The sequence below is a fragment of the Streptomyces sp. MAR4 CNX-425 genome, assembly GCF_048656465.1.
Lineage (GTDB): Bacteria > Actinomycetota > Actinomycetes > Streptomycetales > Streptomycetaceae > Streptomyces.
The window spans coordinates 397,859-421,566 of the sequence record NZ_JBMDLF010000006.1 but is presented as its reverse complement, the minus strand read 5'-3'; the positions used below and the strand labels follow the sequence as shown (position 1 = coordinate 421,566).

Below are 23,708 nucleotides of genomic sequence, written 5' to 3'. Positions count from 1 at the left end.
CCCTCCGAGCGGGAGTCTCGATGGTGTCAGCACCACGGAAACCATCGAGGAGTTGAGGACGATGAACACCCTGGCGCACTGGAACGACGGCGGGCCCGGCCCCTGGGTCCTGCTCTTCCCGCTCATGTGGGCACTGGTGATCGGCGGCCTGTTCTTCTTCGTCCGCCGCGTCGTCGGGCGCGGACGCGGCGCCCCCTGGCAGCGCTTCCGCGGCGGCCCCGGCGGCACCGGCTACGGCGAGCAGTCGCCGATCGCCGTGCTCGGCCGGCGCTTCGCGGCGGGCGAGATCGACGAGGACGAGTACTGGCGCCGGCTGTCCGTGCTGAACGAGGAGTTCGGCCACCGGACCGAGGGCAAGGGCGGTGCGGCATGACGCACGCGACCGGCACCGCCCCCGTGATCACCGGCGCGGCCGCCCGCGTCGTCGACGCCGCCAAGGTTTACGGCAGCGGCGACACCGAGGTCCGGGCGCTCGACGGCGTCGGCGTCGCCTTCCCGGCCGGGAGGTTCACGGCCATCATGGGCCCCTCCGGGTCCGGGAAGTCCACGCTGATGCACTGCGCCGCCGGCCTGGACACGCTCACCTCCGGCGCCGCCTTCATCGGCGACACCGAGCTGGGCGCGCTCGACGACAAGCGGCTGACCAAGCTGCGCCGCGACCGGATCGGCTTCGTCTTCCAGGCGTTCAACCTGCTGCCGACGCTGACCGTGGCGGAGAACATCACCCTGCCCATGGACCTGGCCGGCCGCCGCGGCGACCCCGCCTGGATCGACTCGCTCATCGACGTCGTCGGCCTCCGCGACCGGCTGCACCACCGGCCCGCGGAGCTGTCCGGCGGCCAGCAGCAGCGCGTCGCCGTGGCCCGCGCCTTCGCCGGCCGCCCCGACGTCGTCTTCGCCGACGAGCCCACCGGCAACCTCGACTCGCGCTCCGGCGCCGAGGTCCTCGGGCTGCTCGCCGACACCGTGCGCGACCTCGGCCGCACCGTGGTCATGGTCACCCACGACCCGGTCGCGGCGGCCTACGCCGACGAGGTGGTCTTCCTCGCCGACGGCCGGCTGGTCGACCGCATGGCGGAGCCCACCGCGGACCGCGTGCTGGACCGCATGCAGCGCTTCGTCGGTGACAGCCCCCGCCCGGCCCGTCCCCTGAACGACCCCGCGGAGAGGAAGAGTTCGTCATGAGCGGCACCCGCGCGTCGCTGCGGCTGAGCATGGCCGGGCTGCGCACGCACAAGCGGCGGTTCGCCGGCACGTTCTTCGCCGTGCTCCTCGGCGTCGCGTTCCTCGGCGGCACCCTCGTCATGGGGGACACCCTGAGGTCCAGCTTCGACGCCATGTTCGGCCGCGCCACCGGCGGTACGGACGCGGTGGTACGCGGCGACGACATGATCACCACCCCCGGCGAGTCGTTCGGCACCCGCCAGACCGTCCCCGCTCGGCTGGCGGACGAGATCGCGCAGCTGCCGGGCGTCGCCGCGGCCGAGCCCCGCATCGAGGGCCCCGGCCAGATCATCGACGAGGACGGCGAGCCGGTGGGCGGCGGGGGCCCTCCGACCCTGGCCGGGAACTGGATCGCCGACGAGGAACTGAACTCGTACCAGATCGCCGACGGCCGCGCGCCCGAGCGCTCCGGTGAGGCCGTGATCAACCGCGGCGCCGCCGACGCCGCCGGCCTGGAGATCGGCGACACCGCGACCGTGCGCACCCCCGACCCGCTGCGGATCGAGATCGTCGGCATCTCCACCTTCGGCGGCGAGGACGGCATGGGCCAGACCACCTTCACCGCGCTGACCCGCGCCGACGCGGAGAAGTACCTGACGCCGGAGCCCGGCCGGGCCACCAGCATCCAGGTGCGCGCCGACTCGGGGGAGAGCCAGAGCGGGCTGGTCCGGGCGCTGGCCCCGGCGCTGCCCGACGGCGTCGAGGCCGTCACCGGGCAGGAGGTCACCGAGGAGAACCAGGACCAGATCGCCGGTCAGTTCCTCAGCGGCTTCACCGCCGGCCTGCTCGGCTTCGCCGGCGTGGCCATGCTGGTCGCCACGTTCAGCATCTACAACACCTTCGCGATCGTCGTCGCCCAGCGCACCCGCGACAACGCCCTGCTCCGCGCGATCGGCGCCACCCGGCGCCAGGTCGTGGCCCAGACCATGGCCGAGGCGCTGGCCGTCGCCGTGCTCGCCTCGCTCGCCGGACTCGCCGGCGGCCTGGGGATCGCGGCCGGGCTGCAGGCGCTGTTCCCGGCGGTCGGCTTCCCGTTCCCCGACGGCGACCTGGTGGTCAGCGGGCTGTCGCTGGCCCTGCCGTTCGCCACCGGCGTCCTGGTGTGCCTGGCCTCCGCGCTGGCGCCCGCCGTCCGCGCCGGCCGCACGGCGCCGCTGGCGGCGCTGCGCGAGACGGCCGTGGACGACTCGGGCTCCTCCCGGGTACGGGCCCTCGTCGGCGGCGTCCTCACCGCCGCGGGCGCCGGGCTGACGGTGTACGGCGCCTCGTCGGGCCCGTCGGTGCTGCTGACGGTCGCCGGCGCGGTGATCACGCTGGCCGCGTTCGTGGTGCTGGGCCCGGTGGCGTCCGCGTACGCCGTACGGATCCTCGGCGCCCCGCTGCGCCGCATGAACGGCCGGCTGGCCCGCCGCAACGCGCTGCGCAGCCCCAAGCGCACCGCGGCCACCGCGACCGCGCTGATGATCGGCGTCGCCGTGGTGTCCCTGTTCACCGTCTTCGGCGCCTCGCTGAAGTCCACGATGGACCAGACCGTCTCGCGCGCCTTCGCCGGCGACGTGGCGGTGCGGGTGCCGGCCTTCGGGCCGGAGAGCGGCGCGCTCAGCCCGAAGGTCGCCCCGGCCGTGGCGCAGCTGCGGGAGGTGGAGCACGCGCTCGGCCTGGGCAGCGGCGTGGCGCGGGTGGACGGCGACGGCAGGGCGCTGACCGTCACGGATCCCGGGCGGATGGGCGACGTGCTCGACCTCGGCGCGGTCGAGGGCAGCCTGGCGGACCTGGGTACGAACGGCGTCGCGGTCTCGGAGAGCGAGGCGGACGACCACGGCTGGGAGGTCGGCAGCACCGCGCGCTTCACCTTCACCGACGGCGAGAAGCAGCCCTTCACCGTGCGGGCCGTCTACGACCAGGCGGATCTGGCCGGGGACTACGTCCTCACCCGCGAGGCGTGGGAGCCGCACCGGATGCAGGACTCCGACACGCTCGTCGCGGTCGCGTTCAAGGACGGCGTGTCCGAGGACGGCGGCAAGGCGGCGGTGGAGAAGGTCGCCGAGCGGTACGGCAGCCCGGAGGTGCAGACGCGGGACGAGTTCGCCGAGTCCTCGGCGGCGGGCGTCGACATGATGCTGACGCTGGTGTACGCGCTGCTGGCGCTCGCCGTGGTCATCGCCCTGCTGGGCATCGCCAACACCCTCACCCTCGCCGTGCACGAGCGGACCCGCGAGCTGGGCCTGCTGCGCGCGGTCGGGCAGACCCGGGCGCAGCTGCGCGCGATGGTCCGCTGGGAGTCGGTGCTGGTGGCCGCCTTCGGCACGGCCGGCGGGCTGGTGCTCGGCGGGTTCCTCGGCTGGGCCATGACGAAGGCCACGGACTCCTCCGGCGACGGGGTGTTCACCGTCCCGCCGGTGCAGCTGACGATCGTGGCGCTGGTCGGCCTCACGGCAGGCGCGCTGGCGGCCTGGCGGCCGTCCCGCAGGGCGGCACGGCTGGACGTCCTGGGCGCGATCGCGACGGAGTGACCCGCGGTCCGCACCGTCGGCCGGTGGCCCGTTCCGCCCCCTCGGGGAGCGGGGCGGGCCACCGCGGCGGTGACCGCCCCCGCGCAGCGGGCGGCCCGGCGGCCGCCGGCCACTGCGGTGACCGGCCCCGGACATCCCCGCCCGCCCCGCGGGCGGGGTGCGCTCAGCCGAAGTCCGCCGTGCCGTTCCCGCGGCCGCGCGCGGCGCGTACGGCTTCGAGGAAGCGGCCGACCGCCTTCGTGCCCGACTCCCTGCCGCCGCCCCGCTCGCCGCCGAGCGTCAGGACGTACTGCCGGCCGTTGACCGACGCCAGCGCCCGGTCGCCGCGGCCGAACCACGGCCGGCCGGCGCGCACCTGGCGCACCGGAGCGCTGTCGATCTGGGTGCCGTAGCTGGTGAGCAGCTCCAGCCGGCCGTCCTTGATGTGCACCTGCCCGGCCCGGGTCAGTGAGCGCACCCAGCGCCCGATCCGCACCCCGCGAGCCGTGTACTCCGTCTCCGCCACGCCGACCCTCCTCGGCTCCCCCACAGCGCTCCCCCTGGAGCGATGAGCGCGCATGGGCGGCACCGCCCGGCCCGCGGGCGGTACCCGCACTCCTGCCAGTGTGCCCACGACCGGCCGGGGTGACCAGAGCCGCGCATATGATCGGGGCGTGACCGCCAGCGCACAGCACCCGGCCGCCACGCCCGGCGGCGCCCTCCCCACCCTCGACGTCGACCGCAGCGACCCCGCGGCGCGCGCCTGGCTCAAGGAGGCCGTCCGCAAGGTGCAGGCCGACGCCAACCGCACCGCCGACACCCACCTGCTCCGCTTCCCGCTGCCCGAGCGGTGGGGCATCGACCTCTACCTCAAGGACGAGTCCACCCACCCCACCGGCAGCCTCAAGCACCGCCTCGCGCGCTCGCTGTTCCTCTACGGGCTGTGCAACGGCTGGATCCGCCCCGGCAAGCCCGTCATCGAGGCGTCGTCCGGGTCCACCGCCGTCTCCGAGGCGTACTTCGCCGACCTGATCGGCGTGCCCTTCATCGCGGTGATGCCGCGCACCACCAGCCGGGAGAAGACCCGGCTCATCGAGTTCCACGGCGGCAGCTGTCACCTGGTGGACGACCCGCGGACGGTGTACGAGGTGTCGGCCCGGCTGGCCGAGGAGACCGGCGGCCACTACATGGACCAGTTCACCTACGCCGAACGGGCGACGGACTGGCGCGGCAACAACAACATCGCCGAGTCGATCTACACCCAGCTCCGCCTGGAGCGGTTCCCCGAGCCCGCCTGGATCGTCGCCACCGCCGGCACCGGCGGCACGTCCGCCACCATCGCCCGCTACGTGCGCTACCTGCAGTACGACACCCGCGTCTGCGTCGCCGACCCGGAGAACTCCTGCTTCTTCGACGGCTGGGAGAGCGGCGACGCCGGCGTCACGGCCGACAGCGGCTCCCGCATCGAGGGCATCGGCCGCCCGCGGATGGAGCCCAGCTTCCTGCCCGCGGCCATCGACCGGATGATGAAGGTCCCTGACGCGGCCACCGTGGCGGCCGTACGCGCCCTGGAGCGGGCCATCGGCCGCCGGGCCGGCGGCTCGACGGGCACCGGGCTGTGGGGCGCGCTGAAGATCGTCGGTGAGATGGTCGACGCCGGCCGGCACGGCAGCGTCGTTACCCTGATCTGCGACCCCGGCGACCGCTACCTCGACAAGTACTACTCCGACGACTGGCTCGCCGGACAGGGCCTCGACGTCGGCCCGTACGCCGCGCACCTCGACGGCTTCCTGGCCACCGGCCGCTGGACCTGCTGAGCGCCCCCGGCCCCGCGGCCGCTCAGCCCTCCGCCGGCGCCTGCGGCCCGCCCGCGACCACGACCTCCGGCAGGTGCTCCGCCATCTCCGCGCGCGCCTCCGGGCGCACCCCCGGATCCGTCACCAGCGCGTCCACCGCGTCCAGCGAGGCGAACGAACTCAAACCCACCGTGCCCCACTTGGTGTGGTCGGCGACGACCACCACCCGCCGCGCCGCCCGCACCAGATGGCGGTTCGTCTCCGCCTCCGCGAGATTCGGCGTGGAGAGCCCCGCCTGCACCGATATGCCGTGCACCCCGATGAACAGCACGTCGAAGTGGAGCGTGCGGATGGCCTGGTCGGTCACCGGGCCGACCAGCGAGTCCGACGGGGTCCGCACCCCGCCCGTCAGCACCACCGTCGCGCCGCGCGCGCCCGGCTGCTGGGCGGCGTAGAACACGTCGGCGACGCGCACCGAGTTGGTCACCACCGTCAGCTCCGGCACCTCGACCAGCTCGCGCGCCAGCGCGAACGTCGTCGTCCCGCCGGAGAGCGCGATCGCCGCGCCCGGCGCCACCATCTGCGCCGCCGCCCGGGCGATCTCCTCCTTCGCGCCCGTCTCCCGCGAGGACTTGGCCTCGAAGCCGGGCTCGTGGGTGCTCGCCTCGGCCAGCGGCACGGCGCCGCCGTGGACCTTCTCCACGACCCCCTGGCGCGCGAGCGCGTCGAGGTCGCGCCTGATGGTCATGTCGGAGACGTTCAGACGGCGCGTCAGCTCGTTCACCCGCACCCCGCCGCGGCGCCGGACCTCGTCCAGGATGAGGGCCCGGCGCTGCTCCGCGAGCAGGTTCTGGTTGTCGCTCACGCCGTCCGCCTCTCGTCCCCGGGGCCGCTCGTCGGGGTCATCCTCCCATGCGGAGACGGGCCGCGGCCTCGGGTGTCCGGCCACCGGGGGAGACCCCCGCGTCACGATTCTGCTTCGCCTCCCGCGCGGGAAGCTGCACGGAAAGCCCGATCCCGGGATGCTGGGTCACGGCATCGACGAATGGCGGCACGGGGGGCGAGTGGCATGCAGCCGGAGGCGCTGAGCGCCAGGGGGACAACGGACGGACCGGACGACGCGGCGCCGCAGCCGGCGCTGGAGCTGCTGGTGCACGGCGTGGGCGGGGCCACGCCGCAGGAGATGCTGGGGGACCCGCGCACGGAGCTGGTCACCGGCGACCGCACGGCCGGGATCCACCGCCGCACGCAGGACGTGCGGGACGCGCAGGAGCCGGGGGACGAGCGCGGGGAAGCCGGCGGATCCCGTACGGAGCCGGTGCAGGAGGCGTACTGCTGGTCGAACCTGACCTCCGGCAACGGCGCCCGCGCGCTGTGGCTGGTCCTGCTGCCGTTCATGGTCGCGAACCTCGCGCACTGGATGCGCCCCGCGGCCCCGTCGCGGCACGGCGCGCAGCGGGCGTACGACGTGCTGGTGCGGATCCTCGCGCTGACCCTCACCGTGCAGCTCGTGCTCGCCGCCGGCGAGGTGACGCTCGACCTGCTGGCCTGGCAGTGCGCCGGCAGCGCGCACTGCGTCGACGGCAAGTCGTGGCTCGGCTTCATGTCCGCCGGGTCCGGCGGCTGGTTCGGCGCCCCCGGCCGGCGGCTCGCGCTCGCCGCGCTGGTGCCCGTGCTGCTGACGGCGCTGCTGTGGTGGCTGTCCCGGCGCACCTGGAGCATCTACGAGTCCGCCAGGCCCGCGCCGCGCACCACCCCGGCCGGCGGCGCCGCCGGCGAGCAGCCCGCGCTGTCCCTGCCCGGCTTCTGGTACGGGCGCCGCCTGGTGGCCCGGCTGCGCGCGGCGCACACCGCCGCCGGGCTGCTCGCCGTGGCCTCCGCGCTGCTGCCCGTCACCGCGGCGGCCGACGACGGCACCGGCGGCGGCCTGCGGGCCGCCGGCTGGGTGCTCGCGGCCCTGGTCGCCGCCGGCTGGGCCGCCGTCGTCCTGCTGGTGTGCCGCTCGGGACGTACCGAGGCGGAGCCGGACCTGGGCGAGGACCGCCGCACCGTACGGGCCCTGCCGCTGGCCGCGCTCGCGCTGCTGGCGGCCGTGCTCGTGCACACCGCCTGGTCCCGCCCCGGCTGGGTCTCCTCCGGCCGGCTGCCCGGCACCTCGGTCTTCGGCGGCCTGGCCGTGGCGCAGGGCGTGCTCGCGGCCGGGCTCGCGGTCGCCGGGCTGGTGCTCCAGCGGCGCGCTGCACACCCCGACGAGGCTGCCCCGCCCGCCCTGCGCGGCCTCGGCGGGGCGTGCGTGGCGCTGCTGGCCGGCGCCCTGGCCGGGGTCTTCTCCGGCGGCGTCGCCCAGCGCGTCGCCGACTGGCTGGACCGCGGCGCCACCCCCGGCGAGGGCGGTCCGCTCGCCGGCCCGCCCGTGGTGCTGTCCTGGCAGGCCACGGTCATTCCGCTGGTCGCCCTGCTCGTGCTGCTGCTCGCGCTGGCCGGCGCCTGGCGGCTGTGGGTGCTGCGCCGCCGGCTCACCGCCGAGGTGGCCGGGCTCTACCCGGCCGAGCACCCCGCCACCGCGGCCAACGACCCGCGCACCGGCCGCATCGCCGGCGCCATCGCCCGCGCCCGGCTCACCGACGACGCGCCGACCGCCATCGGCGCCGCGGCGCTCGCCACCCTGGTCCTCGGCGCGGGCGCCGTGCTCGGCGCCTGGCTCACCGACGAGGTCCCCGGCCGGGCCGCCGACGGCGCCCCCGGCCCGCTGCCCGGGCTGGCGCAGACCGGGCAGGCGCTCGGCTCCTGGATGATGGGCGCCGGGGTCATCCTGCTGCTGGCCATGGGCCGGCAGGCGTACCGGGACCCCAAGTCGCGCCGTACGGTCGGCATCCTGTGGGACGTCGGCACCTTCTGGCCGCGCGCCGCCCACCCGTTCGCGCCGCCCTGCTACGCCGAGCGCGCCGTGCCCGACCTCGCCTGGCGCACCAGCACCTGGACCACCCGCACCGGCGGCTGCCTGGTCATCTCCGGGCACTCCCAGGGCAGCGTGCTCGCCGCCGCCGCGGTCTGGCAGCTCGACCCGGACATCCGCGGCCGGGTGGCGCTGCTGACGTACGGGTCGCCGCTGCGCCGGCTCTACGGGCGGTGGTTCCCCGCGTACTTCGGCGACGCCGCGCTGGCCGCGCTCGACCGGGAGACCCACGCCTGGCGCAACCTGTGGCGGCTGACCGACCCCATCGGCGGGCCGGTGCGGCCCACGTCGCCGGACGGGCGGCCCAGCGACGTCGACCGCAAGCCGCTGAAGGACCCGCTGGCCTTCGAGCGCACGCCCGAACACCCGCTCCCGGCGGCGATCAACGCGCACTCCGACTACCAGGCCGACCCGGCCTTCGCCGCCGAACGCGCCGGGCTGCTCGACCGGATCGCTGTCGTCCCCGCGGCGGCCCCGGAGGAGTGGCCGCGGCGGGTTCCGCGGCCCGCGGGGGAGCCGGAGCCCGCCGGGGAGCCGGAGACGGCGGGCGGGCCGGGGGACGCGGGCGAGGCGGCGGCTCAGGGCAGCGCGGGGATGTCGTCCGCGTAGAGCAGCGTCAGCTCGTCGGTCGTGGGGTCCGGAAGCTGGGCCACGCGGCCGGCGTGCCGCTCGACCATCGCCTCGAACGTCTGCCGCGCGGTACGGCCGTTGCCGAAGCCGGCGCCCTTCGGTATCACGGTGAAGTACTTGAGCAGCGCCTCGCTCGTGCCGTCGCCGAGCCGGTACTCGTGCTCCTCGGCCTGCTGCGAGACTATGCGCAGCAGCTCCTCCGCGGTGTAGTCGCCGAAGGTGATGGTGCGTGAGAAGCGCGACGCCACCCCGGGGTTGACGGCCAGGAACCGCTCCATCTCCGTGGTGTACCCGGCGGCGATCACCACGACCGACTCGCGGTGGTCCTCCATCAGCTTCACCAGGGTGTCGATGGCCTCGCGGCCGAAGTCCCGGCCGGAGTCCTCCGGCGCCAGCGCGTACGCCTCGTCGATGAACAGCACGCCGCCGTGGGCCCGTTCGAACGCCTGCTGGGTGCGGATCGCGGTCGAGCCGATGTGCTCGCCGACGAGGTCCACCCGGGAGACCTCCACCAGGTGCCCGCGGTCCAGCACGCCCAGCGAGGAGAGGATCTCGCCGTACATCCGCGCCACCGTCGTCTTGCCGGTGCCGGGGGAGCCGGTGAAGACCAGGTGGCGGCGGACCGAGGCGGCCTTCAGGCCCGCCTGCCGGCGCCGCCGGCCGACCTCGATCATGTCGGTCAGCGCCCGCACCTCGCGCTTGACGTTCTCCAGCCCGACGAGCGTGTCCAGCTCCGCCAGCACCTCCCGGGCCGGCCGCGCCTCCGCCTGCGCCTCGGCCGCCGGCCGCGCGCCGCCCGCCGCGCCCGCCGGCTGCGGCGCGAACGCGCCGAGCAGGCCGTCCGGTTCGGGCTCGGTGCGGGCGGCGGGCACCGTGGGGCGGGCGGAGGCCGTCTCGGCGCTCTCGTCGCTCGTGCAGTCCTCGACGACCGGGCCGCCGGAGCCCTCGGGGGCGGCGGGGCCGGCGTCGGCGAACTCGTAGCCGCCGCGCGCGCAGCGCTCCGTCCGGCAGCGGGTCAGGGCCGTACGGCAGCCGTCGATGACGTGGAAGCCGTAGCCGAGGCTGCCGGTGACCCGGCAGCCGGTGAACGACCCGCGGCCGGCCGCCGAGACGAACACCCCGGCCTCGGTGGGGGAGGAGATCGTGCAGCCCTCGACCGCGGGGTCGGCGCCCTTGGTGACGATGATCCCGGAGGCGACGGAGTCCACGGTGGTGTCCCGTACGGTGCCGCCGCTGCCGTGGTCGCGGAACCACGCGCCGGTCGCCGCGTCCCGGATCCGGCACTGCTCCAGCGCGACCGTGGCGCCGTCGCTCACCGACACCGCCGTGCCGCGCACCTGCGCGAGGTCGGTGTCGTCCGCCTCGACCGCCGAGCCGCGGTCGAGGACGACCAGCGCGTCGGGCACGTCGTGCACCCGGCAGGAGGTGAACGTCGCCGCCGCGCCGTCGCTCACCCACACCGCGGGGTAGTCGCCGGTGCTGTCGTGGACCTCGCACTGCACGGCCTCGGCGCGCGTGCCCGCGTCCCACACCGACAGGCCGTTGCGGCCGAACCGGCGCACGGTCACCCGCGTCAGCCGCGCCTGCGCGCGCGACCGCAGGTCCACGGCGTTCTCCGGGACGTCGTGGACCTCGCAGCCGGTGAGCCGCACGACGGCCTCGGTGTCGAGCGAGATGCCGTCGCCGGAGGTGCGGTGCACCGTGCAGTCCGTCAGCTCCCCGGAGGCGCGGGACGTCAACTGCACGCCGGCGCCCTTGATCTCGTAGACCTCGCAGCCCACCGCCTCCACCGTGCTGCCCTCGCCGGTGAGCAGCAGCCCGGCGCCGCCCGCGTGGTGGATACGGCACTGCGACAAATGGGCGCTGGAGCCGCCGCGCACCGCGACCCCGCTGCGCCCGGCCGCCAGCACCTCGCAGCCCTCCAGCACGCCGCCGGACCCGTCGGCGAACGTGACCCCCGTGCCTCCCGGGTTGTCCACGGCGCAGCGGCGGACCGTCGGCCGGGCGTCGCCGCGCACCTCGATGCCGGCGGCGGAGCGGGTGACGACCCGCAGCCCGGTCAGCTCCGGCCGGCCCGTCTCCACGAGTACCGCCGGGACCGCCGCGTCCTCCCCCTCGACGTGCAGCCCCTCGACGACCGCGGACGCCCGGACGGTCAGCGCCACGCCGTCGGCCGGCGCGATGCGCACGGAGCCCACCGCGCCGCCCGGTCCGCGCAGCGTCACCGCCCGCTCCAGTACGACGTTCTCCCGGTACGTGCCCGGGGCCAGCGACAGCACGTCGCCGTCGGCCGCCGCCTCCAGGGCGGCGGCGAGCGACCCGTACTCCCCGGTGCGCCGACGCCACCGGCCGGCCCCCCGTGCGGTACCGGTGTGCGTGACCTGGACGGAGCCCTGTGCCATGTCCTGCTCTGCCCCCACCTCGTGCGTCGGCTTGGCTGAGGCACCACCGTAGCGCGCGCGGCGAGGTCGGCCGGCCACCGTTCAGGGCCAGCCCGTGCTCAGTAGCGCTGTCCGTCCTGGTAGTACGGGCGGGCGTACTGGTCGGCGTACGTCTGCGGGGACGCCGGCCGGGCGGGCTGCGCCTGCTGCGGCGGCGCCGGCCGCGGCGCGACGGGCCGCATCGCCTCGTACCCGGGCGGGGGCGCCGACTGCTGCTGCGGGCGCGCCTGTTGCTGCGGGGGCCGCGGCTGCTCGTAGCCCTGGTCCCAGCGGGGCTGCGCCTGCTGCGGGATGAACGGCTGCGGCGGGGCCGGCTGGGGCGCGGGCTGATGGCCGCCGTAGCCCGGGTTCTGGGCGGTGTGCGGATGGTGCGGCACGGGCGGCCCGGGTGCCGGGGCCGGTACCGGGGCGGGCGGCAGGGCGGCGCGGGGCGCGGGCAGGGCCGGGAGGTGGTGGCCGGTGTCGTACGAAGGAACCCTGATCGGGGCGATCTGGGGGGTACCCCGCTCTTCGACCAAACTGTCGTAGATCGGGGTGTCCGGGAAGGCCGGCGCGGCATAGTAGCCGCCGCCGTACGGGCGGGGGGAGGTCATACCGCATAAGTTAAGCCCACGATGTGGTCGTTGGGGAGACCGATAAGAAGGTTGTTTTGCGTGTTCGAAGTGACCGAACCTCATCAATACGAGTGAACGTGGGGAAATCGGGCCTCTCGTGGTGTTGAGATTCTGTAAAGGCCAGGTGGACGGGGAGGGTCGAGGCTACCCGCGCGTAGGAAATGCGTACCTCACGCGTACACACGTCCCTTCCACGCGGCGCCCCTGCCGCGGTGGTGCCGTACGGCCGAGTCCACCGTCATGAGCAGGTACAGCCCGGCGGTGAACGGCAGCAACGCCGCGGCCCACGGCGGCTGTCCGTAATAGCGCAGCACGGGCAGGTACGTCCCCGCCATCACCGCCCACGCCAGCGCCCCCGCGACCGCCGCGGCGGGTGCGCCCCCGAGGAGCCCGGCGGCGAGCGCGAACGGCGGCACCAGGTACACCAGCGCGAGCCCGGCGACGGCGGCGGCCAGCAGCAGCGGGCTGTGCCGCAGTTGGGCGTACGCGCTGCGCGCGACCATCGCCCACAGCTCCGCCAGCCGCGGGTACGGACGCACGCTGTCGACCCGCTCCGCGAGCCCCAGCCAGATCCTCCCGCCGGCGCGCTTGACGGCGCGCGCCACGGACACGTCGTCGATCAGCGCCCCGCGCACCGACTCGGGGATGCCCGCCCGGCGGGCCGCGTCCGCCCGGAGCAGCACGCAGCCGCCGGCCGCGGCGGCGGTCCTGCCGCCGGCGCGGTTGACCCGGCGGAAGGGGTAGAGCTGGGCGAAGAAGTAGACGAACGCGGGCACCACGAGCCGCTCCCAGCCGGTGGCCGTACGCAGCCGGGCCATCTGCGAGACGAGGTCGTACCCGCCGGTCTCGGCGGCCGCGACCAACTCGCGCAGGCTCTGCGGCCCGTGGGCGATGTCGGCGTCGGTGAGCAGCAGGTACTCGGCGCCCGCGGCGTGCGCCTGCCCGATCCCGTGCCGCAGCGCCCAGAGCTTCCCGGTCCACCCGGGCGGCGGTTCGCCGGGCGACGACACGGTGAGCGGCAGCGCGCCGTCCCCGGCCCGCGAGGCGAGCGCGCGGGCGGTCGCGGCGGTGCCGTCGGTGCTGCCGTCGTCGACGAGGAACACCTGCGCCGGCCCCGGATACGCCTGCGCCAGCAGCGACGGCAGGCTGTCCGGCAGCACCCCGGCCTCGTCCCGCGCCGGTACGACGACGGCCACGGAGGGCCACCGCCCGGGCGGGGTGCGCACGGGCAGGCGTACATCGGTCCGCCAGAAGAGCCCCTGCCCGAGCAGGAGCCAGGCCCAGGAGAGGAGGGACAGCACGGCGCACCACGACACGAGAGTCACGCGGGCAAGTCTCCCGCGCGAACCCCCGCGGGGCGAGCACCGCGGGGGCTCGCGCGGAGTCGGGGGAGGGCCGGGGCGGGGCGGGGCCGCGGCGGCGGGCCGGGCCTTCCCGGCGTCCCCCTCGCCGCCGTCCGCGCCCAGGCGCCCGGTGCTCCCGTCCAGGGCCCGGCCGCGTCCGGCCGCGGCGGCGACGTACCGGCCCCGCCCGGCGGGACCCGGCGCCGAGCCCCCCTGCGGCCGGGCCGCGGGCTAAAGTGACCGCGTGAAGATCGCGCTTGTGGACTCCGGGCTCGGGCTGCTGCCCGCGGCCGCCGCCGTGCGGCGGCTGCGGCCCGACGCCGGCCTGGTGCTGTCCTCCGACCCCGACGGCATGCCCTGGGGGCCCCGCGAGCCCGCGGACCTGGGGGAGCGGGTGCTCGCCTGCGCCCGGGCCGCCGCCGCCCACGGGCCGGACGTGCTCGTCGTCGCCTGCAACACCGCCTCCGTGCACGCCCTGCCCGCGCTGCGCGCGGAGCTGGAGCCCGCGCTGCCCGTCGTCGGCACCGTGCCCGCCGTGAAGCCCGCCGCCGCCCGCGGCGGGCCGCTCGCCGTCTGGGCGACGCCCGCCACCACCGGCAGCGACTACCAGCGCCGGCTGATCCGCGACTTCGCCGGCGGCGCGGCCGCCGCCGAGGTGCCCTGCCCCGGCCTCGCCGACGCCGTCGAGCACGCCGACGGGGCCGCCGTCGACGCCGCCGTCGCCGCGGCCGCCGCCCGCACCCCCCGCGACGTCGGCGCCGTCGTCCTCGGCTGCACCCACTACGAGCTGGTCGGCGAGCGCATCCGCGCCGCCGTGCAGCGGCCCGGCGCGCCCCCCGTGGCGCTGTACGGCTCCGCCGGCGCCGTCGCCGGGCAGGCGCTGCGCCGTATCGGCGCCGGGCCGGACCCCGGCGCCGCGCCCTCCGGCTCCCTCACCGTCCTCCTCAGCGGCCGCCCGGGCGCCCTCCCGCCCGCCGCCCTCGGGTACGCGGAGGGCCGGCTGCTGCACGGCGCCCCGGCCCGCTCCGGGGCCGTACCCGGATAGCCGCGGGGGGACTGCCGGGACCGCCCGGGCGGCGTACTCTCGGGGACATGAAGGACGACCGCCCCCGCGTCTGGACCGGGCGGGCCACGAACCGGGTGCAGTGGCTGCTCGCCCTGATCGGCGCTGCCTGCATGGCCCTCGGCATCGAGCTGGCCGTCGCCGCGCCCTTCACCGGCGGGCTCGCGCCCCTGGTCATGTCCGTGGTCGGCTGCATCGCCGCCGGCCTGCTCGTCCTCGCCGGCACCGTCGCCTTCGTCCACGTGGCCGTCAGCGTCGACGACGACGCCCTGGAGATCCGCTGCGGCCACCTCGGCCTGCCGCGTCGGCGCATTCTGCTCAGCGACGTGCTCGCGGCGGACTTCGCGCCCCTGGTCACCCCCCGGCACTGGGGCGGCTGGGGCTACCGCTGGCGCCCCGGCAAGGGCACCGCCGTCGTCGTCCGGCGCGGCGAGGGCCTGGTGCTGCGGCTGGTGGACGACCACGACTTCACGATCACCGTCGACAACGCCGAAGAGGCGGTACGGGCCATCCGCGACCGCCTGCGCCGTCCCCTCACCGGCGGCGCCGCCGAGGCGTAGCCCCCGGGTCACGGCGCGTTTCCCGGCGGCATCCCGGGGCCGTTTACGCTTACCGCCATGGCGACACCCGACTTCATCCGCGAGCTGCGCGCGACCGCCGGGCAGCAGCTTCTCTTCCTCCCCGGCGTCAGCGCCGTCGTGGTCGACGGCGACGGCCGGGTGCTGCTCCACCGGCGCGCCGACACCGGGCGGTGGTCGATCGTCGGGGGCATCCCGGAGCCGGGCGAGCAGCCCGCGCAGACGGCGGTGCGCGAGGTGTACGAGGAGACCGGGGTGGTCTGCACCGCCGAGCGGGTCGTGCTGGTGGAGGGGCTGGACCCGGTCGAGTACCCCAACGGGGACAAGTGTCAGTTCATGGACATCTCGCTGCGCTGCCGGGCGACGGGCGGGGAGGCGCGGGTCAACGACGAGGAGGGGCTGGAGGTCGGCTGGTTCGCCCCGGACGCCCTGCCGGCGGAGCTGGAGCCGTTCGCGCGGCACCGGATCCGGCTGGCGCTGGCGGACGGCCCGACGTGGTTCGCGGCGGCGGGGGAGCCGGGCGCCCGGGCGGCGGACCCGGGTGCGGGGGCGGCCGTACCACCGGGCGCCCGCCGGTAACCCCCGGCGACGCGGCCCTCGCGCGCCGTACGCCCGCGGCGGCACCCCGGCGCGGGCCCGCACTCGCGCGGGCCGCCGACCCACGCCGTACGGTCGCACCCCGGTGACGTGTCCCCGCAGCCGCCCGCGGTCCGTACCCCCCGCCCGGCCACGAGCGCGGCGCCCCGGGCGCCCGGCACGCCCGCCCCGCTCAGCCGCGTTCCGCGCCTGCCGCGCCCGCCGCCTTCAGCTCCGCCAGCAGCTCCGTGCCGCTCCACCGCCGAGCCTCGCCCGCGCCCCGCGCCTCCGCCTCCCGTACCAGCTCCACCAGCCGCGCGTTCACCGGCGCCCGCGTCCCGTGGCGCGCCGCCAGCGCCGTCACCTCGCCCTGGAGCGTGTCGATCTCCGTCGGCCGGCCCCGTTGCAGGTCGTCCCACATGGAGGACCGGGCCTGCGCGTCGACGCGCAGCGTCGCCGCCGCCAGCCGCCGGAAGAGCAGGTCGGGCAGGCGCAGCAGCAGCGGCGTCAGCCCCGGCGGCGCCGGGCCGAGCCGGGCGGGGGCCAGCCCCGCCGCGCGGAAGGCGGCGAGCGCCTCGCGCTGGCACAGCGCCAGGCACGTACGGTACGAGCGCTGCCCCAGCTGCTCCTTCAGCGGCAGCCCGGACAGCGCGTTGACGGCGTTGTTGAGGTTCATCAGCAGCTTCGCGTGCTGCACCTCGGGCATGTCGTCGCGCGCCTCCACCGCCAGCCCGGCCTGCGCCATCGCCGCCGCCAGTGGCGCCGAGCGCTCACCCCCGCCGACCATCAGCACGCCCGCCGTGGCCTGGTGGTACACGCCGGGCGCGGACCGCACCACGTTGTACGGGACCATGCCCGCGAGCACCGTCCGGCCCGGCAGCCCCTCGCGCAGCAGGCCGGGGTTGCGCAGCCCGTTCTGGAAGCTCACGACCGCCGCGCCGGGGGCCAGGTGGCCGGCCAGCTCGCGGGCGGCCCGCGCGGTGTCCGCGGACTTCACGGTGACCAGGACGTAGTCCGCCCCCGCGGCGGCCTGCGGGCCGGTCGTCAGGCGCAGCTCGGCCGGCTCGACGCGGCGCTCCGCCCGGCCGCCGCCGGTGAGCGTCAGGCCGCGGGAACGCAGCACGTCCATCGCGGCCTGCCGGCCGACTAAGGTCACGTCGGCCACCTCGGCCAGCATGCCGCCCAGGTGGCAGCCGATGCTGCCGGCACCGAACACGGCTATCTTCACGGTCCCGCCCCTTCGTGTCCGGCGGTGCCTGTGCGCCCGCCGGTTCGTGTCTCCGACTTCCTGCCCACCGGGAGGCTCCGGCGCACCCGGGACGCCGGGGGCACCGGAACCGGAGCCCCGGGCACCACGCGCCACGGCACCCGCATCCGCACGCCCGCGCACCCGGAGGCCCCGCGGCGCCCCAGCGCTTCCGCGCGCCCCCGGCTCACTCCTTGCGGTACCCGTACGCCTCCTGCGCCGCCGCCGCGACCCCGTCCAGGTCCGCCCCCGTGGACGCCGTGACGACCGCCGCCACCGCGCCCTCCACGAACGGCGCGTCCAGCAGCCGCGCCCCGGCCGGCAGCTCCTCGTCCTCCACCAGCGACTTCACCGTCAGCACCGCGCTGCCCAGGTCCACCAGCAGCCCCACGCCCGCGCCCCGGTCCGCCGCCCGCGCCGCCGCCGCGATGCGGTCCGCGTCCGTACCGAAGCCGCCGTCGGCCGTGCCGCCGGCGTGCTCGACGGGGACCGTGTCCACGCCCGCCAGGGCGACCGCCAGCCGGGCCACCGACTCGGCGACGGCGGCGCTGTGCGAGACCAGCACGAGGCCGACCAGCGGGCCCTCAGCCACCGGTCACCGCCTCCGCGGTCTCGGCCAGCGCGCCGAACAGCAGCGCCGACGAGGTGGCGCCCGGGTCCCGGTGCCCGATGCTGCGCTCGCCGAGGTACGAGGCCCGCCCCTTGCGGGCCTGTATCGGAACCGTCGCCTCGGCGCCCTTCTCCGCGGCCGCCCGCGCGGCGGCGTAGTCACCGCCGTCGCCGAGCGCCGCCACGGCCGGCACCAGCGCGTCCAGCATCGTCTTGTCGCCGGGCGCCGCGCCGCCCAGCTTGGCGACCGCGCCCACGCCGTCGTCCAGCGCCGCGCGCAGCGCCGCGTCGGTGACCTCGGCGTCGTCGCCGAGGGCCTTGCCGGTGCCGCGCAGCAGCGTGCCGTACAGCGGCCCGGAGGCGCCGCCGACCTTCGAGATCAGCTGCCGCCCGGCGAGCACCAGCACCGCGCCCGGCGTCTGCGGCGGGTCGTCCTCCAGCGCCGCCCGTACGGCCGTGAAGCCGCGCTTCAGGTTCGCGCCGTGGTCGGCGTCGCCGATCGCCGAGTCGAGTTCGGTGAGGCGGTCGGCCTCCCGGTCGACGGCCGCCGCCGTGGTGAGCATCCAGCGGCGGAAGAATTCCGCGTCGAGCACGTGCCGTATCCCTTCTCGTACCTTCTGCTGCGGGTCAGACGCCCCAGCGCAGCCCGGGGGTGCGGACCGGCGCGTCCCACAGCCGCAGCAGCTCCTCGTCCGCCTGGCACAGCGTGACGGAGCAGCCCGCCATGTCCAGCGAGGTCACGTAGTTCCCGACGAGCGTACGGGCCACCGCCACGCCGCGCTCCGCCAGCACCCGCTGCACCTCGGCGTTGAAGCCGTACAGCTCGATCAGCGGGGTGGCGCCCATGCCGTTGACGAGCGCCAGCACCGGGCCCGTCGGCCGCAGGTCCTCCAGCACGGCGTCGACCGACACGTCCGCGATCTCGTGCGACGTCATCATCGGCCGCCGCTCGCGGCCCGGCTCGCCGTGGATGCCGATGCCCAGCTCCAGCTCGCCGTCCGGCAGGTCGAAGGTGGGGCTGCCCTTGGCCGGCGTGGTGCACGCGCTCAGCGCGACGCCGAAGCTGCGCGAGGACTCCACGACCTGCCGGGCCAGCGCCTCCACCCGCTCGAGCGGCGCGCCCTCCTCGGCCGCGGCCCCGGCGATCTTCTCCACGAACAGCGTCGCGCCGACGCCGCGGCGGCCGGCGGTGTAGAGGCTGTCGGTGACGGCGACGTCGTCGTCCACGAGGACCTTCGCGACCTGGATGCCCTCGTCCTGGGCGAGGTCGGCGGCCATGTCGAAGTTCAGCACGTCGCCGGTGTAGTTCTTCACGACGAACAGCACGCCCCGGCCGGCGTCCACGGCCGCCGCGGCGCGGGTCATCTGGTCCGGGACGGGCGAGGTGAAGATCTCGCCGGCGCAGGCGGCGTCCAGCATGCCGCGGCCGACGAAGCCGCCGTGCAGCGGCTCGTGCCCGGAGCCGCCGCCGGAGACCAGGCCGACCTTGTCGGTGACCGGCGCGTCCCGCCGCACCACCACCCGGTTCTCGACGTCGACGGTCAGTTCGGGGTGGGCGGCTGCCATGCCGCGCAGCGCGTCCGGCACCACGGTCTCCGGCACGTTGATGAGCATTCGCATGGGGTACCTCCGGTGGCGTTCGCGCCCGGTCACGACCGGGTCTGGCTTGCCCAGTATCACGGCAGCGGCGGCCCCGGTCACTCCCTGGGCGGGCGTCGGGGGTACGTCCCGGGGCGCGGGTGCGCGCGCGTCACCCGAACGGCCGCCGCCCGCCTTGCGTACGCCCTTCGGGCCTCTAAACTCTGCCGCCATCGTCCGTGCCCGTTCCACTGGCATTCACCAGGGGTGCACCTTGCCGCGCAAGAACCTGACCGCCAACCGGACCACCCTCACCCACCGCGTCCGCTACGCCGCCCGCCACCCGGACCGGGTCCCCCGCTACCTCGCCCGCGCCGGCCGCGACGCCTGGCTGCGGCTGCGCCACCGCGACCACGTCGCGTACTACCGCGCCGTGATGCGCTCCGACTGCGCCGCCGATCCCGAGGCGGCCGTGGGGAGCAAGACGCACGACCGGTGGCTGGCGCTGGGCAAGATGCAGTTCGACTACCTCCTGGAGCACGGGCTGGAGCCCGGCGACCGCATGCTGGAGATCGGCTGCGGCAACCTGCGGGCGGGCTGGCGCTTCATCGACTACCTGAAGACCGGCCGCTACTACGGCCTCGACATCTCCCCGGACATCCTGTTCGCCGCCCAGGACACCCTGATCCGGCACGGGTTGCAGGACAAGCTGCCGCACCTCACGCCCGTACGGGACCTGACCTTCGCCTTCCTCCCGGACCGGCACTTCCGCGTCGTCCACGCGCACAGCGTCTTCTCGCACTCCCCGCCGGACGTCATCGACGAGTGCCTCGCCCACGTCGGCCGGGTGCTGCGGCCCGACGGCTGGTTCGACTTCACCTTCGACCGCACCGAGTCCGAGGAGCACCACGTGCTGCGCGAGGACTTCTACTACCGCACCGGGACGCTGGTGGCGCTGGCGGAGAAGCACGGCCTCACGGCCGAGTTCATGGCGGACTGGGAGAAGCTGCCGCACGGCCAGTCGAAGATCCGCGTACGCCCCGGGGCCGCCTGATCTCCGGCCCGCCCGTCGCCCGTACGCACCGGCCCGCGCCCCGGCCGCGGGAGCGCGCGCCCGGCGGGTGACAATGGACCCGGCGCACGGCGGGCGCCCGCGCGCCGTTGGGGAGGGGTCCGCATGGCCGTGCCGGACGGGACCGGAACGACCGGGACCGAAGAGCCCCCCGGGAGCCCGGATCCGGGGCTGTTCGGGCCCGCGTCGGTGACCTGGCAGCTGCACAGCGACCCCGTGATGTGGATAGGCGGGGTCCGCGCGCTGTACCTCCAGGCCCTGCACCCGCGCGCCGTCCGCGGCGTCGTGCAGAACTCCGACTTCCGTGCCGACGCCTGGGGCCGCCTCCTGCGCACCGCCGCCTTCGTCGGCACCGTCACCTACGCCGCCACCCCCGCCGCCGAACGCGCCGGCGCGCGCGTCCGCGGCATCCACCGCCGCCTGCGCGCCGTCGACCCCGCCACCGGCGCCAGCTACCGCGTGGACGAACCCGGGCTGCTGCTCTGGGTGCACTGCGCCGAGATCGACTCCTACCTCCACGTCGCCCGCCGCTCCGGCCTGACGATCCCCGACGCGCACGCCGACGCCTACGTACGCGAACAGCGCACCGCCGCCCGCCTCGTCGGCCTCGACCCGGAGGCGGTACCGGGCGACACCGCCGCGCTCGCCGCGTACTTCGATCGGGTGGCACCCGAGCTGGCCGCCACCCCCGAATCCGCCGACGTCGACGCGTTCCTCCGCCGCCCGCCCGTCGGCCCGCTCCTGGCCCCCGCCCGCGCACTCCTCTGGAGCCGCGTCGCGGGCCTCGCCTACGCCACCCTGCCGGAGCCCGCCCACCGGCTCTACGGCCGCCCCGCGCCCCCCGCCCCCGTGGTCGACCGCCGGCTGCGCGCGACGGCGGGCATCCTGCGCGCCGTACCGGACGGACTGCGCTGGCGGCTGCCGCCGCGCAACATCCTCAAGGCCATGGAACGGCTCGGTCCCACATCGCGGCCCTCACCTTCCACGCTGGCGCGGACGGCCGCCATACTGGACGAGTCGGGGGATAAGACCACGGGTAACGGCTACGAGTGACGGCTGAAGGCGGCGACGGCGGGGGCGGCAGCGGGAGATGGCGGAGACCAGGCTGATCCAGGGCCGCTACCGGCTGCTCGAACTCCTCGGCCGCGGTGGCATGGGCGAGGTCTGGCAGGCCCGCGACGAGTCGCTGGGCCGCCGCGTCGCCGTGAAGTGCCTCAAGCCGGCCGGTCCGCACCGCCAGGGACACCCCGTCTCCACCGCGATACAGGAACGCTTCCGGCGCGAGGCCCGGGTCGCCGCGCTCCTCCAGCACCGCGGCGTCACCGTCGTGCACGACTTCGGCGAGGACGACGGCGTGCTGTACCTCGTCATGGAGCTGCTGCAGGGCCGCAACCTCAGCCAGCTGCTGGAGGCCGGCGGGCACCGGCCGCGGCCGGTCGAGGAGGTCATCGACATCGCTGAGCAGGTCGCGGCGGCCCTCGCGTACACCCACGACCAGGGCGTCGTGCACCGCGACCTCAAGCCCGCCAACATCATGCGGCTCGGCGACGGCACGGTGAAGATCCTCGACTTCGGCATCGCGCGCCTCGCCCACGACATCGGCTTCACCTCCCGGCTCACCGGCGCGGGCGGCATGGCCATGGGCACCCCGCACTACATGTCGCCCGAGCAGATCTCCGGCAGCGGGGGCATCGACCACCGCAGCGACCTGTACTCGCTGGGCTGCGTCCTGTACGAACTCGCCACCGGCGTCCCCCCGTTCGACATGGACGACGCCTGGGCGGTCCTCGTCGGCCACCGCGACACGCCGCCGGAGCCGCTGCGCACGCACCGGCCGGAGATCCCGGAGCCGCTGGAGCGGGTGGTGCTGGACCTGCTGGCGAAGGCCCCGGAGGACCGGCCGGCGGACGCGGCGGACCTGGCGACGCGGCTGCGCGGCAGCCGCGCGGCGGCGGAGGCGGCGCGGCCGGCGTCGGGCAACGGCTCGGCGGCCGGCGGCGGCGGGGAGAGCCGGGAGAGCGGGCCGGGCACCCCCGGCGGGCGCGACCCCCGGAGCCTGCCCGGCCGGGACAGCGGGGGAAGCGGCGGGTCCGGACTGCCGGCGTGGACGGCGGGCATGACGACGGGCGCCCGCTCCGTACGCGCCACCCGCGACACCCCGGCGCCCCCGCGCCCCGAGGACGCCCTGCGGCGCACCTGGCCCCCGGCGAGCGCGCCGCTCCCCGCCGGGCAGCACCCCGTCTCGCAGGCGCCCCCCTCCTTCCACACCCCGCCCCGCTCCTCCCACCCCCCGCACCCCTACGCCCCCGATCCGCCCACCACCCCGCCGCCCGCGCCGCCCGCGGCACCCCCGCACGTGCTCGACGCCTTCGCCGGCCGCCACGAGGCCGCCGCCAGCCTCGCCCGCCTCGGGCGCTGGGAGGAGGCCGCCGCCGCCCACCGCGCGCTCGCCGCCGAACGCGGCGCCGCGCTCGGCGCCGACCACCCGGACACCCTCGCCAGCCGCCACCAGACCGGCCTGTGCCTGGCCCGCCTCGGCCGCACCGCGGAGGCGCTGGAGGAGTTCCGTACGGCGGCGGCGGGCCGCGAGCGGCGCCTCGGCCGGGAGCACGTCGACACCCTCGCCGTGCGGCAGGAGACCGCGTACGCGCTCGGCCAGCTGGACCGGCACGCCGAGGCGCTGGAGGTGTACGGCGGCGTCCTCGCCGACCGCGAGCGCACCATGGGCCACGAGCACCCCGACACCCTGCGCTGCCGCCACAACCTCGCGTACACCCTCAGCCGCCTCGGCCGCTACGAGGAGTCCTACCGCGTCGCCGGCGAGGTCACCGCCGTCCGCACCCGCGTGCTGGGCGCCGACCACCCCGACACCCTGGTCAGCCGCTACGAGGTCGGCCACGCGCTCGGCAGCCTCGGCCACTGGGAGCAGGCGCTCGCGACGTACCGCGAGGTCGCCGCCGCCCGCGGCGGCACCCTCGGCCGCGACCACCCCGACACCCTCGCCGCGCGCTACGAGGCGGGCATCTGCCTGGGCCGCCTGGGCCGCCACGAGGAGGCCCTCGGCCACTACGAGGCGCTGATCGCCGACCGTACCCAGGCCCTCGGCACCCGCCACCCCGAGACGCTGCGCGCCCGCCACATCCGGTGCGTGACGCTGGGCCGCCTCGGCCGCTGGCACGAGGCGCTGACCGAGGCCCGCGAGGTCACCGCCGTACGCGAACGGGTGCTCGGCCCGGAGCACGCGGACACGCTCGCGGGCCGCCGCGAGACCGCGGTCGCGCTGGGCTGGCTGAACCGCTGGGCGGAGGCCCTGACGGTGCACCGCGAGGTGGCCCGCGCCCGCGAGCGCACGCTGGGCGCGGCGCACCCGGAGACCCTGTCCAGCCGCCACGACGAGGCTCACTGCCTGGAGCAGCTGGGCCGCACGGCGGAGGCGGCGCAGGTCTACCGGCTGGCGGCGTCCCGCCGCGCCTCGGGCTGAGGCCCGGGC

General features: G+C 76.5%; 20 protein-coding genes. 11 read left to right on the top strand and 9 right to left on the bottom strand.

The window, feature by feature from the left end; all coding sequences use genetic code 11:
• Window positions 1-61 precede the first annotated feature (61 nt).
• From ACHZ99_RS19610 to ACHZ99_RS19600, 3 genes are read left to right on the top strand one after another with little or no spacing between them, the layout of a single operon-like run.
• Window positions 62-373, top strand: a complete 312-nt coding sequence (locus ACHZ99_RS19610; RefSeq protein WP_420305939.1) for an SHOCT domain-containing protein — start codon at window positions 62-64, stop codon at window positions 371-373.
• Window positions 370-1,185: an ABC transporter ATP-binding protein gene (locus ACHZ99_RS19605; protein WP_420305938.1), complete on the top strand. Its 816-nt coding sequence runs from the start codon at window positions 370-372 to the stop codon at window positions 1,183-1,185. Before ACHZ99_RS19610 ends, ACHZ99_RS19605 begins: the two co-directional genes overlap by 4 nt.
• Window positions 1,182-3,737: an ABC transporter permease gene (locus tag ACHZ99_RS19600; protein WP_420305937.1), complete on the top strand. Its 2,556-nt coding sequence runs from the start codon at window positions 1,182-1,184 to the stop codon at window positions 3,735-3,737. Before ACHZ99_RS19605 ends, ACHZ99_RS19600 begins: the two co-directional genes overlap by 4 nt.
• Window positions 3,738-3,900: 163 nt before the next feature.
• Here ACHZ99_RS19600 and ACHZ99_RS19595 read toward each other — a convergent pair whose 3' ends face one another.
• Complete coding sequence (locus tag ACHZ99_RS19595; protein WP_420305936.1) at window positions 3,901-4,242, bottom strand: hypothetical protein; 342 nt, start codon at window positions 4,240-4,242, stop codon at window positions 3,901-3,903.
• A gap of 148 nt (window positions 4,243-4,390) precedes the next feature.
• Between ACHZ99_RS19595 and ACHZ99_RS19590 the strand changes: the two genes are divergently transcribed.
• On the top strand, window positions 4,391-5,533 hold the full coding sequence (locus tag ACHZ99_RS19590; RefSeq protein WP_420305935.1) for a PLP-dependent cysteine synthase family protein: 1,143 nt from the start codon (window positions 4,391-4,393) through the stop codon (window positions 5,531-5,533).
• A 22-nt stretch (window positions 5,534-5,555) separates the two neighbouring features.
• Here the strand turns inward: ACHZ99_RS19590 and ACHZ99_RS19585 are convergent, their stop codons facing one another.
• Window positions 5,556-6,377, bottom strand: a complete 822-nt coding sequence (locus ACHZ99_RS19585) for a DeoR/GlpR family DNA-binding transcription regulator (RefSeq protein ID WP_420305934.1) — start codon at window positions 6,375-6,377, stop codon at window positions 5,556-5,558.
• Window positions 6,378-6,581: 204 nt separating this feature from the next.
• Between ACHZ99_RS19585 and ACHZ99_RS19580 the strand changes: the two genes are divergently transcribed.
• Window positions 6,582-9,077: a hypothetical protein gene (locus tag ACHZ99_RS19580; protein ID WP_420305933.1), complete on the top strand. Its 2,496-nt coding sequence runs from the start codon at window positions 6,582-6,584 to the stop codon at window positions 9,075-9,077.
• On the opposite strand, the gene ACHZ99_RS19575 is transcribed toward ACHZ99_RS19580, so the two are convergent.
• From ACHZ99_RS19575 to ACHZ99_RS19565, 3 genes are all read right to left on the bottom strand, one after another.
• Entirely contained in the window at window positions 9,047-11,500 is a 2,454-nt protein-coding gene (locus ACHZ99_RS19575) for a right-handed parallel beta-helix repeat-containing protein (RefSeq protein ID WP_420305932.1), read from the bottom strand. The two genes, ACHZ99_RS19580 and ACHZ99_RS19575, sit on opposite strands and share 31 nt — an antisense overlap.
• 98 nt (window positions 11,501-11,598) lie before the next feature.
• Window positions 11,599-12,132 (bottom strand): DUF6643 family protein, encoded by a 534-nt coding sequence (locus tag ACHZ99_RS19570; protein ID WP_420305931.1) that lies wholly within the window; start codon window positions 12,130-12,132, stop codon window positions 11,599-11,601.
• Between the two features lie 191 nt (window positions 12,133-12,323).
• Window positions 12,324-13,478, bottom strand: coding sequence for a glycosyltransferase (locus ACHZ99_RS19565; RefSeq protein ID WP_420305930.1), 1,155 nt, complete (start codon window positions 13,476-13,478; stop codon window positions 12,324-12,326).
• 262 nt (window positions 13,479-13,740) lie between these two features.
• On the opposite strand from ACHZ99_RS19565, the gene ACHZ99_RS19560 reads away from it, so the two are divergent.
• From ACHZ99_RS19560 to ACHZ99_RS19550, 3 genes are read left to right on the top strand one after another with little or no spacing between them, the layout of a single operon-like run.
• Window positions 13,741-14,541 (top strand): glutamate racemase, encoded by an 801-nt coding sequence (locus ACHZ99_RS19560; protein ID WP_420305929.1) that lies wholly within the window; start codon window positions 13,741-13,743, stop codon window positions 14,539-14,541.
• A gap of 47 nt (window positions 14,542-14,588) precedes the next feature.
• Entirely contained in the window at window positions 14,589-15,119 is a 531-nt protein-coding gene (locus ACHZ99_RS19555; RefSeq protein ID WP_420305928.1) for a hypothetical protein, read from the top strand.
• A gap of 57 nt (window positions 15,120-15,176) precedes the next feature.
• Window positions 15,177-15,716, top strand: a complete 540-nt coding sequence (locus ACHZ99_RS19550; protein WP_420305927.1) for an NUDIX hydrolase — start codon at window positions 15,177-15,179, stop codon at window positions 15,714-15,716.
• 190 nt (window positions 15,717-15,906) lie between these two features.
• Here the strand turns inward: ACHZ99_RS19550 and ACHZ99_RS19545 are convergent, their stop codons facing one another.
• The 4 genes from ACHZ99_RS19545 to dhaK all read right to left on the bottom strand — a co-directional run bounded on the left by ACHZ99_RS19545 (window position 15,907) and on the right by dhaK (window position 19,188).
• Window positions 15,907-16,941: a 2-dehydropantoate 2-reductase gene (locus ACHZ99_RS19545; protein WP_420305926.1), complete on the bottom strand. Its 1,035-nt coding sequence runs from the start codon at window positions 16,939-16,941 to the stop codon at window positions 15,907-15,909.
• Between the two features lie 205 nt (window positions 16,942-17,146).
• Window positions 17,147-17,551 carry a PTS-dependent dihydroxyacetone kinase phosphotransferase subunit DhaM gene (locus ACHZ99_RS19540; protein ID WP_420305925.1) on the bottom strand — a complete coding sequence of 135 codons (405 nt, stop codon included), beginning with the start codon at window positions 17,549-17,551 and terminating at the stop codon, window positions 17,147-17,149.
• The gene (dhaL, locus tag ACHZ99_RS19535) at window positions 17,544-18,161 is read right to left on the bottom strand and encodes a dihydroxyacetone kinase subunit DhaL (RefSeq protein ID WP_420305924.1); all 618 of its coding nucleotides are present in this window, start codon (window positions 18,159-18,161) and stop codon (window positions 17,544-17,546) included. The genes ACHZ99_RS19540 and dhaL overlap by 8 nt, the downstream gene beginning before the upstream one ends.
• Window positions 18,162-18,195: 34 nt before the next feature.
• Window positions 18,196-19,188 carry a dihydroxyacetone kinase subunit DhaK gene (dhaK, locus tag ACHZ99_RS19530; RefSeq protein WP_420305923.1) on the bottom strand — a complete coding sequence of 331 codons (993 nt, stop codon included), beginning with the start codon at window positions 19,186-19,188 and terminating at the stop codon, window positions 18,196-18,198.
• Window positions 19,189-19,420: 232 nt separating this feature from the next.
• Between dhaK and ACHZ99_RS19525 the strand changes: the two genes are divergently transcribed.
• The 3 genes from ACHZ99_RS19525 (at window position 19,421) to ACHZ99_RS19515 (ending at window position 23,699) form a co-directional block, all read left to right on the top strand.
• On the top strand, window positions 19,421-20,200 hold the full coding sequence (locus tag ACHZ99_RS19525; protein WP_420305922.1) for a class I SAM-dependent methyltransferase: 780 nt from the start codon (window positions 19,421-19,423) through the stop codon (window positions 20,198-20,200).
• 123 nt (window positions 20,201-20,323) lie between these two features.
• Window positions 20,324-21,271, top strand: a complete 948-nt coding sequence (locus tag ACHZ99_RS19520) for an oxygenase MpaB family protein (RefSeq protein ID WP_420305921.1) — start codon at window positions 20,324-20,326, stop codon at window positions 21,269-21,271.
• A 37-nt stretch (window positions 21,272-21,308) separates the two neighbouring features.
• A complete protein-coding gene (locus tag ACHZ99_RS19515) occupies window positions 21,309-23,699 on the top strand; it encodes a protein kinase domain-containing protein (RefSeq protein WP_420305920.1) in 2,391 nt (796 codons plus the stop codon).
• The last annotated feature ends 9 nt before the right edge of the window (window positions 23,700-23,708 follow it).

Excerpts from the sequence above, each read along its gene's own strand:
- ACHZ99_RS19610 (WP_420305939.1), top strand. The coding sequence starts at position 62 with ATGAACACCCTGGCGCACTGGAACGACGGCGGGCCCGGCCCCTGGGTC.
- ACHZ99_RS19605 (WP_420305938.1), top strand. The coding sequence starts at position 370 with ATGACGCACGCGACCGGCACCGCCCCCGTGATCACCGGCGCGGCCGCC.
- ACHZ99_RS19600 (WP_420305937.1), top strand. The coding sequence starts at position 1,182 with ATGAGCGGCACCCGCGCGTCGCTGCGGCTGAGCATGGCCGGGCTGCGC.
- ACHZ99_RS19580 (WP_420305933.1), top strand. The coding sequence starts at position 6,582 with ATGCAGCCGGAGGCGCTGAGCGCCAGGGGGACAACGGACGGACCGGAC.
- ACHZ99_RS19575 (WP_420305932.1), bottom strand. The coding sequence starts at position 11,500 with ATGGCACAGGGCTCCGTCCAGGTCACGCACACCGGTACCGCACGGGGG.
- ACHZ99_RS19570 (WP_420305931.1), bottom strand. The coding sequence starts at position 12,132 with ATGACCTCCCCCCGCCCGTACGGCGGCGGCTACTATGCCGCGCCGGCC.
- ACHZ99_RS19555 (WP_420305928.1), top strand. The coding sequence starts at position 14,589 with ATGAAGGACGACCGCCCCCGCGTCTGGACCGGGCGGGCCACGAACCGG.
- ACHZ99_RS19550 (WP_420305927.1), top strand. The coding sequence starts at position 15,177 with ATGGCGACACCCGACTTCATCCGCGAGCTGCGCGCGACCGCCGGGCAG.
- dhaK (WP_420305923.1), bottom strand. The coding sequence starts at position 19,188 with ATGCGAATGCTCATCAACGTGCCGGAGACCGTGGTGCCGGACGCGCTG.
- ACHZ99_RS19520 (WP_420305921.1), top strand. The coding sequence starts at position 20,324 with ATGGCCGTGCCGGACGGGACCGGAACGACCGGGACCGAAGAGCCCCCC.
- ACHZ99_RS19515 (WP_420305920.1), top strand. The coding sequence starts at position 21,309 with ATGGCGGAGACCAGGCTGATCCAGGGCCGCTACCGGCTGCTCGAACTC.